This is a genomic window from Rhodovulum kholense, assembly GCF_003053725.1.
GTDB classification, from domain to species: Bacteria; Pseudomonadota; Alphaproteobacteria; order Rhodobacterales; family Rhodobacteraceae; genus Rhodovulum; species Rhodovulum kholense.
In genome coordinates, this window is sequence record NZ_QAYC01000034.1 from 1 (window position 1) to 13,903 (window position 13,903).

The following is a 13,903-nucleotide window of genomic DNA, read 5'->3' on the forward strand; positions in this document are numbered from 1 at the left end:
GAGGGCGAGGACATTGGCCCCGTGACCGCAGATGGTGCCTGCGATACCCGCCGCTGCCACAGCGCCGTCATCGCGCGCGGCGGCACGGCAATCATCCCGATCCGCAGGAACGGTCGGGCTTGGAAAGAGGACTGCCCGGCTGCAAAGGCGCGCAACGAAACCCTGCGCGCCACGCGTTATTACGGTCGGGCATTCTGGAAGCGGTGGACCGGATATCACGCTCGCAGCCGCGGGGAAGCCAAGATGCGCTGCCTGAAGGCTTTCGGTGAGCGCATCGCCGCGCGGGATCCCGATCGCCAAACCGCCGAAATCCACATCCGGGTCGCCCTTATCAATCGCTTCAATGCACTCGGCACCGCCGAGGTTGTCCGCGTGGCCTGAGCACCGACGGGAAAGGGCCACTCACACCTCAGGCCGACGTTCTGCAACAACGCCCCGCAAGAGTCTCAAGCGCCGGCGCAGTGGTTTTGGTTAGGAACTCCGTTGGTGAGAGGTATCCGAGCGCCGAATGCGGGCGCGCGGTGTTGTAGTGATGGCGCAATCGGCCGATCTCTTCGCGGGCGTGTCGCAGCGACCGGAACCAGTGCAGGTTCAGGCATTCATCCCGGAACTTGCCGTTGAAGCCCTCGACGAAGGCATTCTGGACCGGCTTGCCGGGCTCGATGAACCGTAACCGCACGCCGGTACGTTCGGACCAATCGAACATCGCCTTGCTGGTGCCTTCGGGGCCGTTGTCGAGAACGATCTCCTCGGGCACCCCGAAGCGCAGCGCCAGATCATCGAGGAAGCGCGCCACCCTGGCGCCCGGGATCGACACGTCCACGATCTGGCCAGGACAGAACCGGCTGTGATCATCGACAATATTGAGCACGCGGAACCGTCGGCAATCGGCCAGCTGGTCGCCAACGAAATCCATCGACCACCGCTGCATCGGCGGTTCCAGCACCTGCGGGGCAACCCGGTCGCGCCGGGGCAGCTTCCTTCGCTTCCGCGTTCTCACTTGCAGACCCTGGTCGGTGTAAAGCCGGTAGGTCCGCTTATGGTTCATTACCAGGCCCTCGCGCCGCAGCATGGCGTGCAGCCGCAGAAAGCCGTATCGGCGGTTTCTCCGACGCCAGCGCCTTCTTGCGCTCGACCACCGCCGCGTCGTCCTTCGGCACAGATCGGTATTGCTGGACCGATCGTGCCAGGCCGACGATCCGACAGGCGCGCCGTTCGCTGAGGCCCATCTCGGTGATCAGAAAGCCCACGGCTTTGCGCTTCGCCGTTCGCCATCGGTCTCGAACGCATGGCGACGCGATGGCTCACCCTCACCAGTTTTTTGCCAGAAGCTCCTTCATCGCGGTCATGTCCAGCATCTGATCTGCATTCGCCATTGTCCTCGGACCAATGGCGGACAATGGCTCATTCCGCTTGAGCTTGGCGTTCTCGGCTTCGAGCTCGCGCAGCCGCTTAGCTTCGGACGCATCCATACCGCCGTACTTCTTGAGCATTCGCCATTGTGCTTGGACCAATGGCGCAGCAATGGCTCATTGTAGAACGTCGCCGAACTGATGCCGTACCGACGGCAGATGTCGTCCACCTTCGCCCCGGCCTCATGCTCCCTCAGCACGCCGATGATCTTCTCCTCAGAGAACCGTTTCCGCTTCATGGGTCTTCCTCCTTCGTCCAGTCAAAGGTGGAAAATTCCAGTTCGCAATGGCCCGGTTTCCGGGGGGAAGGTCAGTGGGCCCCCACTACTGTACTGGTAGCGGTTAGCTGCTTTGGCAAAGAGCTGCGACTTCACTGCTGCTTATGTGTTTCGGTCTGATCTCCGCCCAATGCAGGGTGCTTGTTCGTCGCGAAACGCCGACAGCCGACGTTCGGTCAATCGCGGCGTACTCCCCCCTTGTCCGCTGAGCCGACCTCTGACGGTCGCGGTGGAGGGTAGCGCGGCGAAGGACGGGTTCGGCGGCTCCCGCTGCAGTATCCTGACCTTAGGCTGAAGGTCGATTCTGGGCGGAAAGAGCCCACGTATAATGCCTCTATATTGGCGCTAGGCGCCAATATAGAGGCATTTCCTTGCTCAGAATAGAGATCAAAATGGGGGGCAGTTGTAACGCTTGCAACTGAGCGGCATTCTCTCCCTCTGCAAGGGAACAGTCTGATCGTCCATCGACGTAAGGACAATGATCGAGCAGGTCAGAAGCAACGCTCATTGCAGGCGTCGATTCACGAAGCGATATGCAGGACTTCGGCGCTTCTTGCTTCCACAGTGCTTCCAGGGGTGGTGGAAACGCAACGGCGGCCCCGAAGTGCGGCGTGCAATGGTTTGTAAACGCTAAGGAATTTGGTTGCAGGGGTACGCAACCGCCGCAATTTACCGGAACTCAGCTGCGCCGTCTGACTCCTTTTTCCAGAAAATCGACACCGGGCGGCAAGCTGCCGCTCGAGGTATTCGCAAGGCCTCGCCTGGACTTCCCCGGAGCGGTGGCGAGGCCCCACTCTGGCGGCGGCTCGGCCGCAGGTTACACGCGGCCATGTACACCTTGCGGGCAGGGTCCGCGCCCCCTCTGCCCGGGCCAGAACCCCCGCCACAGCGGGACCTGAGCCATCCGCTGCGGCGGCGTCTGGGGACCTGCTCTCAGAACCGCGAGAACCGGTAGGGGGCGGGATCGACGAGCGGCACGGCGCCGGTTGCCAGATCGGCGGCCAGTTGTCCCGCCGCTGGACCCGTGCCGAAACCATGGCCGGAAAAGCCGGTGGCGACCGTCAGACCGGGCAGCCGGGCCACGCTGTCGATCACCGGATCGCTGTCGGGGGTGACGTCGATCATGCCCGCCCAGGCCGCAGCGGTGCGCGCCTTCTCGAAGACCGGCCAGGCCTTGCGCAGCGCGGCAAGGGCCTCGGCGTTGAGCCCGGCATTGACCGGCGGATCCATGATCCGGCACCGCTCGAAGGGAGTGATCCGGCCGTCCCGCCAGCGTGTTTCCGAAAGCAGCTCGTTCAGGAAATGCCGTCCGAGCCCCGTCTGCACCGCCCCCTTCTGCGTCCGCAGGACAGGCAGGTAGCGCAGACCGAGCCGCAGATGGTCGGGCGTGAGCGGCGCATCGAGCCGACCCCGCTGGGTGATGGTAAAGCCGCCGTCCAGCCGCTTGCGGAAGGAGAAGTCCGGGCCGCCCACGGCTGTCTCGCAGGGCCCCTCCATCGGCGCCGTGCGCAGGACCGAGCAGATGAGCGGCAGCGCCGGAAGGAAGACGCCGAGGTTGCCCAGAAAGCGCCGCGACCAGAGCCCCGCAGCCAGGATCACCTGATCGCAGGCGATCTCGCCGCGTTCGGTGACGACGCCCGAGACCTTTCCGGCCGCGGTCGACAGCGTGCGGACAGCGCAGTGCTCGACGATCTGACCGCCCTTGGCAAGCACCGCCCGGGCCAGTGCGGCACAGGCCATCGACGGTTCCGCGCGGCCGTCCGAGGCCGTGTGCAGGCCGCCGATCCAGCCGCCCGTACCGCCCGGCACGAGGTGGTCGATCTCTGACGGAGACAGCGCCCTTGCACCCAGATCGAGGGGCGCGACGGCCTTCAGCCAGTCCTCGTAGAGCGCCATCTGTTTCCGGGACCGGGTGACGAACAGGATCCCCGCCTGCCGGTAACCGCAATCCGACCCGGTCCGCGCGGGCATCGCGGCCCAAAGCCGGTCGGCGGCCTGCGCCAGCGGCACATCGGCGGGCGTGCGCGAGGTCTTGCGTACCCAGCCGAGGTTGCGGCCCGATTGCTCGGCCCCGATCCGGCCCTTGTCCAGCACGCAGACGGGAATGCCCCGCTCGATCAGCGTCAGCGCGGCCGAGAGCCCGGCGATCCCCGCACCGATCACCACGACCGTGGTTTTCGCGGGAATGTCGAGGGTGGAGACGGGAAGATCTGCAAGCGGTTCCATCCCTCAGCCCTCCAGCGTGAACTTCTGCGCCCCGTTCGAGGCGCCGCGGAAGGCGGTCACCTCGATCTCGACCTTGTAGGCGGTCGAGCCGAGCGGCGGGCAGGTGACGGTCAGCGCGGGATCGATGCCGCGGAACATCTCGGCGAAGATCTCCATCACGGCGGGCGTGTCGGCCGGTTCCTGGATGAAGACCCGTGCCGAGACGGTATCACCAAGGCAGGCGCCAGCGCCTGCGAGCGCGCGGGAGATATTGGCAAAGACCTGGCGGGTCTGCCCGGCCACGTCTTCGGGGATCAGCTTCGTCTCGGGGTTCCGCCCGGCGGTGTTCGAGACGAAGATCCAGTCGCCCGCCGCGACGAGGCGGGAATAGCTGCTCTTCTCTTCCAGCGCATTGCCGGATTTCAGTTTCAGGATCTGTGTCATTTGCATTCCATCGGGTCAGGCGGGGGGCGGCGGCCCCCCGGAAAATATCAGCGCAGGACCGGTTCTTCCCAAAGGTTGAGCGTCGTCCCGATGCCGCGCTCGACCGCATTGCGGTAGACCACGGTGCCCCAGGCCACATCCTCGACCGGCATGCCGCCCACCGACATGATGACGATCTCGTCATCGGTCCTGCGGCCGGGGGCATCGCCCGCGACGATCGCGCCGAGATCCTCGAGATCGCTCCGGGCCATCTTCCCCTCGGCGATCATGTCCATGAATTTCACGCCGATGACCGGGATGGTGGCATGGGCGGGCTTCGGCACTTCCTCGTACCACGCCTCGTAAAGCCCGGTATTGTCGAGCACCTTGCGGATGTCCGGAGCCTGCATGCCCTCGTCGATGTTGCAGACGGCGGGCATCGCCAGGAAGGCGCCGGGTTTCACCCAGTCCCGCCTGACGATCGGATAGGTGGACGGGTCCCCGGTTTCGCCGGAATTGCAGTAGCTTACCAGGTCCGAGCCGCGCACCACCTCCTCGATGCTCTCCACGACGGTGACCGAGGTGATCTGCGGGAAAGCGCCGGCCACCCATGCGAGGAAGTCGTTCAGGCTCTTTTCGCCGCGCCCCTTGACCTTCAGCGTGTCGATCCCCGGACAGGCGGCCATGAAGGCCGAAAGCGTCGTCTTCGCCATCACCCCCGGCCCGAGGATGCCCGCAATCTTCGCGTCATTCCGCGCCAGATGCCGGGCGCCCACCCCCGGCACCGCGCCGGTGCGGTAGGCGGACAGGAGGTTTGCCGACATATGCGCCAGAGGCGCCCCGGTTTCGGTGTCGTTGAGCGTGAACATCAGGATCGAGCGCGGCAGGCCCTTCTCGCGGTTCGCGACGTTCGAGCCGTACCACTTGACGCCCGTGGTGCAGAACCGGCCGCCGAGATAGGCTGGCATCGCCATGAAGCGGCGGTCGGCGGTGGGCTTGGGCATCGTGGGAAACGGGCTTTCCGCAGGGAACATCACCATCGCGCCGTGGCTGTCGTTGTTCGCCCCGGCCATCCGGTAATCGCCGGCATGCAGCAAGCCGAACATCTCCTCCATGCAGTCGACGCATGCGGCCATGTCGGTGACGCCCGCCTTGATCATGTCGGGTTCGGACAGGTACAGGAAGTCGATACGCGTTGCGGCGTTCATGTTGGTATCTCTCTGTTTTTAGAAGGAAAGGGGTCAGTCGAAGGCTTGGCCCAGGCGGGCGTAAAGCTCGGGTTGCGCGCGCTTGATCCGAAGCGCCAGGAGCCAGCCCGACGCGGCGGTGCCAAGAACGATCACGGGGAAGGCCCGCACGGCCGGGTTTTCCGAGCCGGTCAGCATCGGCAGGTTCGACCAGACGAGGCAGAAGGCAGCGGCCAGTCCGGCCGTGGCCAGCGCAGGGGCGACCAAGGTGATGAGCGGCGAGCGGCCGAAGCTGTCGCGCCGGAAGAAGGCGATCACGGCGGCCGAGACCATGGCCTGCACCGCGACGATGGACAGGACCGCAAGCGCTGACATCCACGAGAAGACGACGCCGTAGGGATCGGCTCCGAAGAGCGCGAAGAGACCGAGGATCGAGACGACCAACGCCGCCTGGACAAGTCCCGCCACATGCGGCGAGCCATGATCCTGGTGGACCTTCGCCACATGGGCCCAGATCAGCCCCTCATGCCCCAGCGCATAGAGATAGCGGTTGAGCGTGTTGTGGAAGGACAGCAGGCAGGCAAAGAGGCTGGTGATGAGCAATATGTAGGCAAGCTTCACGACCCAGCCGCCCAGAAGCGCCTCCATCGCGTTGAAGTAGAAGCCTTCGAGCGAGGCGGCGGCCGCGGCCTGCGCGTTCTCCGGGCCATAATACTGCACGATCGACCAGGTCGAGAAGGCATAGAAGGCGGTGATCAGGATCACGGCCGTATAGGTGGCCCGCGGAATGGTGCGGTCGGGATTCGAGGCTTCCTCGCCGAAGATCGCGGTGGCCTCGAAGCCGACGTAGGACCCGAGCACGAAGACCATCGTCACGCCCAGCCCCGGCACCAGCACGTCCGAAGGCCGGAACCCCGCGGCCGAGATCCCGTCCGGGCCGCCCCCATGTGCCAGGATGGCGATGTCGAGGACCAACAGGATCACGAGTTCGGCGATCATGCACACGCCGAGGATATGCCCCGAAACCGAGATGTGCCGCCGTCCCAGAAGCACCACCGCGGCGAGCCCGGCGAAGGCCCAGACCCACCAGGGCAGATCGAGACCGAGGGAGGAGGCAAAGCCCGAGACGAAGACCGCGAAGAGCGCGAAAACGGCGATCTGGATGGCGAAATAGGCCAGAAGGGCCGTCAGCGCCCCGCCCAGCCCCGCAGGCGAACCGAGGCCGCGCGTGATATAGGTGTAGAACGCGCCTGCGCGGGGCACATGCCGGGTCATCGCTGTGAAACCGGCCGAGAAGATCAGGTAGAGAATGCCCGCCAGGATGAAGGCGCCGGGGACGCCCGCGCCATTGCCGAAGGCGAAGGCGGGCGGGGTTGCGCCGACGACGGCGGTCATCGGCGCGGCCGCCGCGACGACGAAGAAAACGATATGCGCAAGCCCTATCGAATTGGCCTGAAGGCGGTTCGCGCCCTGTCCTTTGTCCATTCTACCGATCCCTGTTGCTATGTTCTTAGGATCGGTCTGCAAGTCGCCGGACAGCAGCCGCCATTGCAATCCGCGCCAAAAATCCGATAGTTTGCGCCAAAGCCGCCGCATTGGCCGCAATTGCGGAAATATGTCCCCGATGAGCACCCCCCTGCCCGGAATGCTGTCTGTCAGGGCCCTTATTTTTGGGCCAATTCTGGAATACTTTGCTGACGATCCGGGCAGTTTGGAAGTTCTGCTTGCGCGCGAAAAACTGTCTCCAGAGATCCTGGCCGACCCTTATGCGGCGATTCGCCTGCAAAGCTATCTCTCAATCATCGAGGCCGCGGCGGATCTCGCGGGCGACCCGCTGTTCGGCGCCCGGCTGGGCTTTTCGCTCCGGCCGGGCAATCTCGCGCCGATCGGGCTTCGCGCGGTGCAGGCAGGCACGATCCGCGGTGCGCTTTCGGCTTTCGCGCGCTGGTCGGGGGCGCTGCAAAGCGGCACCCGATCGAGCCTCGAGAGCGAGGATGGCAACCTCGTCTTCACATACCGGATCACCGCGCCGGTCCTGGCGCCGTCGCGTCAGGATACCGAATTCAGCCTCGCGGGCATCTGCCGGCTGATCCGCGGCGCCTTCGATCCGCGCTGGCGGCCCTCCGAGATCCGCCTCAACCATCCGCCGATCCCCGAGAAAACCCGGCTCGAGGCGCTCTTCCGTGCCCCGGTGGTCTATGCCCATCCCACCAATGCGATCGTCTTTTCCGCCGCTGCGGCCGAACGGGTGCATCGCACGGAAGATCCCGACATGATCGCGCTGATCGAGCGGCATCTGCAGGATCTGACAGCCGGTGCCAATCGTTCCGAAAGTACTGTCGACCAGGTCGAGGCGCTGATCGATCTCTATCTCGGGGTGCGGCCGGTCGATCTGCGCACGATTGCGGCAGCGCTCCGGATGCCCCCGCGCAGCCTGCAGCGGCGGCTTGCGGAAGAAGGGCAAAGTCTGAGCGCGCTCCTGCGTCGGCACCGGCAGAGGCGTGCCCGGAGCCTGCTTGCCGAAAAGGGCATGAGCGTCGAGGCCGTGGCGACGGCTCTCGGTTATTCCGACGGCACGAGCTTCTGGCGCGCATTTCGCAGCTGGACAGGCGATGCTCCGAGCCTCGGGCGGGAAACGCGGTGTCGTTGATCCGTGCCCGTCCGAGGCCGGGCGCGATGGCGTGTCGGCGCATGAGCGCGCGCGGCCAAGCACGTCGCGCATTTCTCTCTCGTTGGCAGACGTGGCCAGCAGATGCCGGGACTGAACACCTAGGGACAGGCCGCGTCGCCTTCTCAGGTCCAGTTGCACGCCGAGCCGATCACGATCTGCTTCCGGCAGAATCTTCATCAGCGGAAAGAGCGCGGCCCTGCAACTGAAACTGCCAAGAACAACGGCATCACCGGAAGAAGATCCACATGTTATCGGCCATGTCGTTATGGACCATAGATTTCTATCAGCGCCGGATCTCCCCCGCAAAGAGCTTATTTGCGCCTATCGGGCGGTGCATGACGGGACGGCTGGTCGCTCCGGATCGATGCCAGAGCCTTCTCGCGCGTGCGGCATCGAACGCCGGCAGGTTTTCGCCGTTTTCGGGAAACTGGGTTGCCCGCTGAGCGCAGGTGAATAGTGTCGAACTAACCTTTTGGTTGACTGGAGCCGTCCCGGCGCGCGCTTTGAGTGGTTCCGTGTGCAATTGACGAGTGTCTTATGCAAATGGATTATTGGCGGGCAACCCTGCGCCGGATCGAGGGCAGCCAGCCGTTGAAAATGGAAGTCCTCGCCCTTGCCTCCAGCGCGGATGAGGCACGGCGGTTTTTGCTCTGCCACACCGGCGCCTCAGGGCGCGGGAACCGGCTTGACGGTCCCTTCCGGAAGCTCACCGATGCCGAGGTCACGCCGGAGCAGTTGCGCATCATCGGCGGCCTTTCGCGGAAATCCCCGATAGCTTTCGGCGTGGGTGTCCCCGATGGCGATCCGGTGCCCGAAACGGGGCTCGCAAGGCCGACTGTCACAGAATCCGGTCCGGATTGTCTTCTGGATGACCCGAACGGACAACTCTGGGCCCTGGCCGATGGATTCGCCATGCCCGATCTGGCAAAATGAACTGGGGCGGGAGAGGTCGAGAGCCGCTGCCTCTATGCTTCTCCGGATCCCGCCCGCCGGGCAATTGCCCCTTGGCTTTTGCGTTGCGTCCCGGGTTCGGCTTTCTGGGACTGTCTGCGTGCGATGCCCCCGCACGGCCACTGGGGTATCTGGTTGCGCTCGGATCGCGATTTGGACGAGCTGCGCGCGCATCTGCGCCACTTTACCATGCTTTGGACGCCCGCCAACGACCACTCGCCGGTCTATTTCCGCTTTTTCGACCCGAGGGTCGCCCTGGACATGAGCATGGCGCTGGACCCCGGACATTACCGACGGCTGATGGCCTGCTGCAGCGAGGTTATCCTGCCCGCCGGTCCCGAGCTGTCGCCGGTCGACGGGATCGACCGGGACGACTTCCTGGCTCCGCCCGCCCGGTTCAGGGATCGCTATCTTCGGATCGCGACCCCCGCGCCGGAAACCGAAGCGCGGGGGCGAACGCGCCGGCCGGAAAGCTTCCGCGTCTCGCAGGCCGAGTTCAGTCGTTTCGAGACACTTCATGCCGCTCGGGCCCGGCGCCGGATGGCGGCCCGGCTGGCCGGGCTTTACGGTCGTGTTGATGGCGAAGGACTGATCGACGCCGTTGCTTTGGCCCAGAAGACAGGAAGGCGCCACGGTCTGTCGACACAGGGACAGGTCTTCCTGCTTGCCCGCTACATCTGCGAATTCGGCCCGGATATCTTCGAGCGCGATCGCCGGACGGCCGGGATCCTGCGCGACAGCGACCGGGCGCACTGGCTGCGCGAAGAGGATCTTCGCAAGCGGATGCCGGTGATGCGGGCGGCCTGGACCGGCGGCCTGTCCGCACCCGGAACAGCCGTCGTCCGGCCAATACAGGAGGGAAGCCGCCCGTGACCTACGCCCCGTCCGCCGATGACCTGATCTATCTGGCGCGTTTCAAGCCCGAAAATTTCAGTTCGCCTTATCAGACCATTGCCTCGCTTCGCGACGGCGATCCGGTCGTCGAGGACATAACTGTGGCGAACCACTATGCCGACTACCTGCGAAACGGCGGTCAGCCCCTGACCGAGACGCCGATCCCCGCCGATGCCGATGCCGATGCCGATGGCGTCATCGACCCGGAATTCGCCGTCGCCTGTCCCGATTGCGAGACCACCAAGCCCTGCTGCATCACCGCCGGTTCGATAACGGACGCGGCAGACGGGTCGCGACAACTGCTCTGGCCCGTCGGGAAGGACGGGCCGAGGCGGATGCTTGTCGTTGCCGACAGCATGGAGGGCCGCCACCTCAGCGGGAAGGTCAGGGTCGACTGGTCGGGGCGGGAGGCCTGTCCGCAGGGCTGGCCGGACAGGCCCGCGATCGGGATCAACGCCAACGACTTCCGAAGGCGCCAGCGCGAGACATCTGGCGAGGCCGCCGTGGGGCTCCGTCAGACCCCTATGGCCGGGCTGGCCTTCCAGGGCTATGTCCCGAAAGAAGTTGTCGCAGCGCTTTATGCTTTCGACGCGATCATGGCGCTGCAGAACCTGCGCGACAGTCGCGACGGGGCCAGTTTCGAACCGAAACAATGCATCGGAACGGGTCTCGACATGGGAACACCCCTCAAGGTGATCCCGGTGCCCAAGGTCGCGCTGGAAGGCTCTGTCGAGGTTTTCCTGCACGTCACTCTGGCGCTGACGGGCATCTTTGCGGATGCCGGGATATCGGGCTCCATGACAGGCCGCTACGGGACCACCGCGATCACGGTGAAAGAGACCGCGAAGCGTTCGGGCGGCAATCCCTCCGCCACTGGCGGTGAGAGCAGCAAGGTTTCGCCGCCCGGCGAGAAGGAAGAGAATGGCGGTGTGATCGGCCTGATGCAGGACATGTTCGGGAAGATCAATCGGTACATGGAGGAGGGAGCCGACTCCTCTGACAAGTCCACCAAGACGCCGCTCGAGAGGGCCCGGGCGGCCGCGAGATTCACCTCGGCCATCGAGTTCAGCCAGAAGCTGGAGTTCGGCGTCACCGGTCTGGATCTCGTACCGAAATCCGGTTCGCCGGATCTGCTGCTGAAGCTGGGCGGGGCGCACACGACCCTGGGGATCGGAGTGACGGGCCGGCTCGATATCCTCGACATGGTGGCGACATGCGTGCTGACCCCGGCCTCGGCGAAGCTGCTGAAAGAGACCCGCGTCAAGATCGCCGATGGCAAGGTCGTCAACGGAACCGTCGAAGCCTTTCTGGAGCTGAGCTCGAACGGGCAGGTCGGCTTTGCCATCAACGGCACCTCCGGGATCACCATCCCCGCCGATCCCGATGTGGAGGCAGAGCTCGACCTTGCCAGCTCGCAGACCCTGTCCGGAGAGGTCAAGATCGGCGGCAAGGCCGAGATCAAGCTGCATATCGAGGGCAAGGTCTGGGTCCTTGCTGCCAAGACCGGCGTGCGCGGTACGATCCACACCTCCTGGACCTGGGCTGCCCGCATCCGCGACGGCAAACGCGAGCGCAGCCATGCGTTCGAGGGCCTGAAGGTCAGCGGGGAAGCCTATGTGGAAGCCAAAATTGTTGGGGATAGCGGGGACGACGTGAGGAATGTCGAGAGCGAAGGGGCTAGTTTCGGCGGTAAAGCTACAAGGGATTTGCATGCGGATGACGTGTTTGAATCAGTTCAAGAGAACATCACGCGGGCGAATGAGCAGTATGCCACACGACAGGGCATGCAACCGGCCGAAGGAGGAAAGGATGGCTACACTCTTTGGGACCCTGTTCCCGCCAAGTGGGTGGCGTATTGATCTGCCGCGTCGTCTTGTTCTGATCCTAGCTTTATTCATGACCGGAGGCGCGGCCATGGCCGATATCCCGAACCGTCAGCACTATCTCGACTTCGACGTACAGGGCGCGTCCTGGGTATTGCGCGTGAACGGAGTTGATCTTTGGAGTAGAGGCTCCACTGGGCTCTACAGCAGTTCACTGCCGATCAACGATCTAGTTAAGAAAGGCGAAAACACCGTCTCTATAGTCCATGTTCCGACCCGCAAGCTGGATCCGGAAACAGGGGCGTTCGTACTTGAACACCATGATCATTTCGGAGCCGAGATCCGACTGCAGGCCATTGCTCGCGACGGAAGCCGAGAGGAAATCCATCTGCTTTCGGTTCGCTACGAGGTCGATGGAGGGCCGCTGAAACGCCTGCCGCAGCCTTTGGTCGGAGGCGAGTTCGTTACCGAAACCGCGCACCTGAAGACAGAGGGCGATCTGCGCGGAACGTTTTCCCCTATTGAAGATGGCGCCATCCTGGTCCTCGGAAGTGGGCAGTCCGATCGCGCCGAGACCCTGACTGCGCGGTTCACGGTTGATGACGACCTGCCGGGCGACTTCTTCTGGGAAGACAAGGCAGTGCCGCTGCAGGACACCCCCGAAATGCGTGCAGGCCTGCGCCGCGCCTATCAGGATTTCTATAAGCTCGTTGATCAGGGCCGTGGAGACGAAATACTGGAACTGGCCCGTCCGCTATGGGCCCGGGCGGGGGCTACCCTTGCCGGTGGTAAATCCGCGGAAGACTATATCGGCGAAAAGGACGGTTTACGGAGGTTCAGCCGCAATCCCGGCGATGGCTCGACCCTCGCGCCTCTCGGGATCTCCGATGATCCTCTGGGTGACAGTCTCGAATTCATGGCCGATCACCGGCTGGTCCGGATCCGTCCGGACCCTCTGCGATGGCGCTTCCCGCCGGAACAGAACCGCAACGACATGCGCAGTTCGCTTGTTTTCTTCCGGGATGCCGAAGGCAGCTGGCATCTGGGCGATATCGTCAGGAACTGAGGCGGATTGCGGCCTCGGGACCAAAGGCATGGAGTGAAAGATGGAGGGGCTCGTCCCTGAGGCAGCGCGGCGGTTTCTGCTGCGGGGCTGGATGCCAGACTTCCCGGAATTCTTCCGCATCACGTCAGGCCCATCGGAAGGGTGCTCGGTTGATCATCTACGAAACGCATCGATGTATCGAGGTTCTCAACCTGAAAAGTGAATGAGCAGTATGCCACACGACAGGGCATGCAACCGGCCGAAGGAGGAAAGGATGGCCACACTCTTTGTGACCCTGTTCCCGCCAAGTGGGTGGCGTATTGATCTGCCGCGTCATCTTGTTCTGATCCTAGCTTTATTCATGACCGGAGGCGCGGCTATGGCCGATATCCCGAACCGTCAGCACTATCTCGACTTCGACGTACAGGGTGCGTCCTGGGTATTGCGCCTGAACGGAGTTGATCTCTGGAGCAGAGGCTCCACTGGGCTCTGCAGCAGCTCACTGCCGGTCAACGATCTAGTTAAGAAAGGCGAAAACACCGTCTCTCTAGTCCATGTTCCGACCCGCAAGCTGGATCCGGAGACAGGGGTGTTCGTACTTGAACACCATGATCATTTCGGTGCCGAGATCCGACTGCAGGCCATTGCTCGCGAAGGACGCCGAGAGGAAATAACCATGAAGCAAGCGACATGCCTGCAGTGATCCGTCTTGGAGACGCCGGCTCCGGCCACGCCTGCCACTTTCACCCTACGCCCTCCATCGAAGCTTCTGGCGATGTTTGCGTGAACGGCATCGGCGCGGTGCGACAGGGGGGATGCCTATGCGCCGCATGCCTGCGGAGTCTGTCCGCAACTGCCGCACGGGCGCGCGCTGTCGGGTGGCTTTGGCACCGTCTTCATCAACGGCAAGCCTGCGGAGCTGACCTGCCCCCCCGGTCGTCCCTAGTTCATAACGAGAGTCCTTGGGGTTGATAGTGGTCGGTTTCGGGTTGGGCAAGCGCGCCGGGCGCGGAG

Annotated in this window: 11 protein-coding genes and 2 pseudogenes; 7 read left to right on the top strand and 6 right to left on the bottom strand. The window is 64.1% G+C overall.

Annotation, left to right across the window (positions count from 1 at the left end):
• Nucleotides 1-381, top strand: a 381-nt coding sequence (locus C8N38_RS20775; RefSeq protein WP_342750320.1) for a transposase, incomplete at its 5' end; no start/stop codon positions are given.
• A 28-nt stretch (nucleotides 382-409) separates the two neighbouring features.
• Here the strand turns inward: C8N38_RS20775 and C8N38_RS22195 are convergent.
• From C8N38_RS22195 to C8N38_RS20800, 6 genes and pseudogenes are all read right to left on the bottom strand, one after another.
• Complete coding sequence (locus C8N38_RS22195; RefSeq protein WP_281258251.1) at nucleotides 410-1,162, bottom strand: IS3 family transposase; 753 nt, start codon at nucleotides 1,160-1,162, stop codon at nucleotides 410-412.
• Between the two features lie 157 nt (nucleotides 1,163-1,319).
• Nucleotides 1,320-1,651 (bottom strand): annotated as a pseudogene (locus tag C8N38_RS22365) (transposase); the annotation flags it as partial.
• 972 nt (nucleotides 1,652-2,623) lie between these two features.
• Complete coding sequence (locus tag C8N38_RS20785) at nucleotides 2,624-3,916, bottom strand: NAD(P)/FAD-dependent oxidoreductase (protein WP_108029014.1); 1,293 nt, start codon at nucleotides 3,914-3,916, stop codon at nucleotides 2,624-2,626.
• Between the two features lie 3 nt (nucleotides 3,917-3,919).
• Nucleotides 3,920-4,339 (bottom strand): Rid family hydrolase, encoded by a 420-nt coding sequence (locus C8N38_RS20790; RefSeq protein ID WP_108029015.1) that lies wholly within the window; start codon nucleotides 4,337-4,339, stop codon nucleotides 3,920-3,922.
• Between the two features lie 47 nt (nucleotides 4,340-4,386).
• On the bottom strand, nucleotides 4,387-5,526 hold the full coding sequence (locus C8N38_RS20795) for an ornithine cyclodeaminase family protein (protein ID WP_108029016.1): 1,140 nt from the start codon (nucleotides 5,524-5,526) through the stop codon (nucleotides 4,387-4,389).
• A 33-nt stretch (nucleotides 5,527-5,559) separates the two neighbouring features.
• A complete protein-coding gene (locus tag C8N38_RS20800; protein WP_108029017.1) occupies nucleotides 5,560-6,990 on the bottom strand; it encodes an APC family permease in 1,431 nt (476 codons plus the stop codon).
• A 226-nt stretch (nucleotides 6,991-7,216) separates the two neighbouring features.
• On the opposite strand from C8N38_RS20800, the gene C8N38_RS20805 reads away from it, so the two are divergent.
• From C8N38_RS20805 to C8N38_RS21310, 6 genes and pseudogenes are all read left to right on the top strand, one after another.
• On the top strand, nucleotides 7,217-8,155 hold the full coding sequence (locus C8N38_RS20805; protein WP_158272408.1) for an AraC family transcriptional regulator: 939 nt from the start codon (nucleotides 7,217-7,219) through the stop codon (nucleotides 8,153-8,155).
• A 558-nt stretch (nucleotides 8,156-8,713) separates the two neighbouring features.
• The gene (locus C8N38_RS20810; RefSeq protein ID WP_146176350.1) at nucleotides 8,714-9,109 is read left to right on the top strand and encodes a hypothetical protein; all 396 of its coding nucleotides are present in this window, start codon (nucleotides 8,714-8,716) and stop codon (nucleotides 9,107-9,109) included.
• A 30-nt stretch (nucleotides 9,110-9,139) separates the two neighbouring features.
• A pseudogene (locus C8N38_RS20815) lies at nucleotides 9,140-10,000 on the top strand (DUF4123 domain-containing protein); the annotation flags it as partial.
• Nucleotides 9,997-11,880 carry a hypothetical protein gene (locus C8N38_RS20820; RefSeq protein ID WP_108029021.1) on the top strand — a complete coding sequence of 628 codons (1,884 nt, stop codon included), beginning with the start codon at nucleotides 9,997-9,999 and terminating at the stop codon, nucleotides 11,878-11,880. The pseudogene C8N38_RS20815 and the gene C8N38_RS20820, both read left to right, overlap by 4 nt.
• Nucleotides 11,831-12,910: a hypothetical protein gene (locus tag C8N38_RS21305; RefSeq protein ID WP_146176351.1), complete on the top strand. Its 1,080-nt coding sequence runs from the start codon at nucleotides 11,831-11,833 to the stop codon at nucleotides 12,908-12,910. Before C8N38_RS20820 ends, C8N38_RS21305 begins: the two co-directional genes overlap by 50 nt.
• 253 nt (nucleotides 12,911-13,163) lie before the next feature.
• Nucleotides 13,164-13,592 (top strand): hypothetical protein, encoded by a 429-nt coding sequence (locus tag C8N38_RS21310; RefSeq protein ID WP_146176352.1) that lies wholly within the window; start codon nucleotides 13,164-13,166, stop codon nucleotides 13,590-13,592.
• Nucleotides 13,593-13,903 lie beyond the last annotated feature (311 nt).

What these genes read in the sequence shown, in the direction of transcription:
- C8N38_RS20785 (WP_108029014.1), bottom strand. Translation starts at nt 3,916, where the DNA reads ATGGAACCGCTTGCAGATCTTCCCGTCTCCACCCTCGACATTCCCGCG.
- C8N38_RS20790 (WP_108029015.1), bottom strand. Translation starts at nt 4,339, where the DNA reads ATGACACAGATCCTGAAACTGAAATCCGGCAATGCGCTGGAAGAGAAG.
- C8N38_RS20795 (WP_108029016.1), bottom strand. Translation starts at nt 5,526, where the DNA reads ATGAACGCCGCAACGCGTATCGACTTCCTGTACCTGTCCGAACCCGAC.
- C8N38_RS20800 (WP_108029017.1), bottom strand. Translation starts at nt 6,990, where the DNA reads ATGGACAAAGGACAGGGCGCGAACCGCCTTCAGGCCAATTCGATAGGG.
- C8N38_RS20810 (WP_146176350.1), top strand. Translation starts at nt 8,714, where the DNA reads ATGCAAATGGATTATTGGCGGGCAACCCTGCGCCGGATCGAGGGCAGC.
- C8N38_RS21305 (WP_146176351.1), top strand. Translation starts at nt 11,831, where the DNA reads ATGGCTACACTCTTTGGGACCCTGTTCCCGCCAAGTGGGTGGCGTATT.
- C8N38_RS21310 (WP_146176352.1), top strand. Translation starts at nt 13,164, where the DNA reads ATGGCCACACTCTTTGTGACCCTGTTCCCGCCAAGTGGGTGGCGTATT.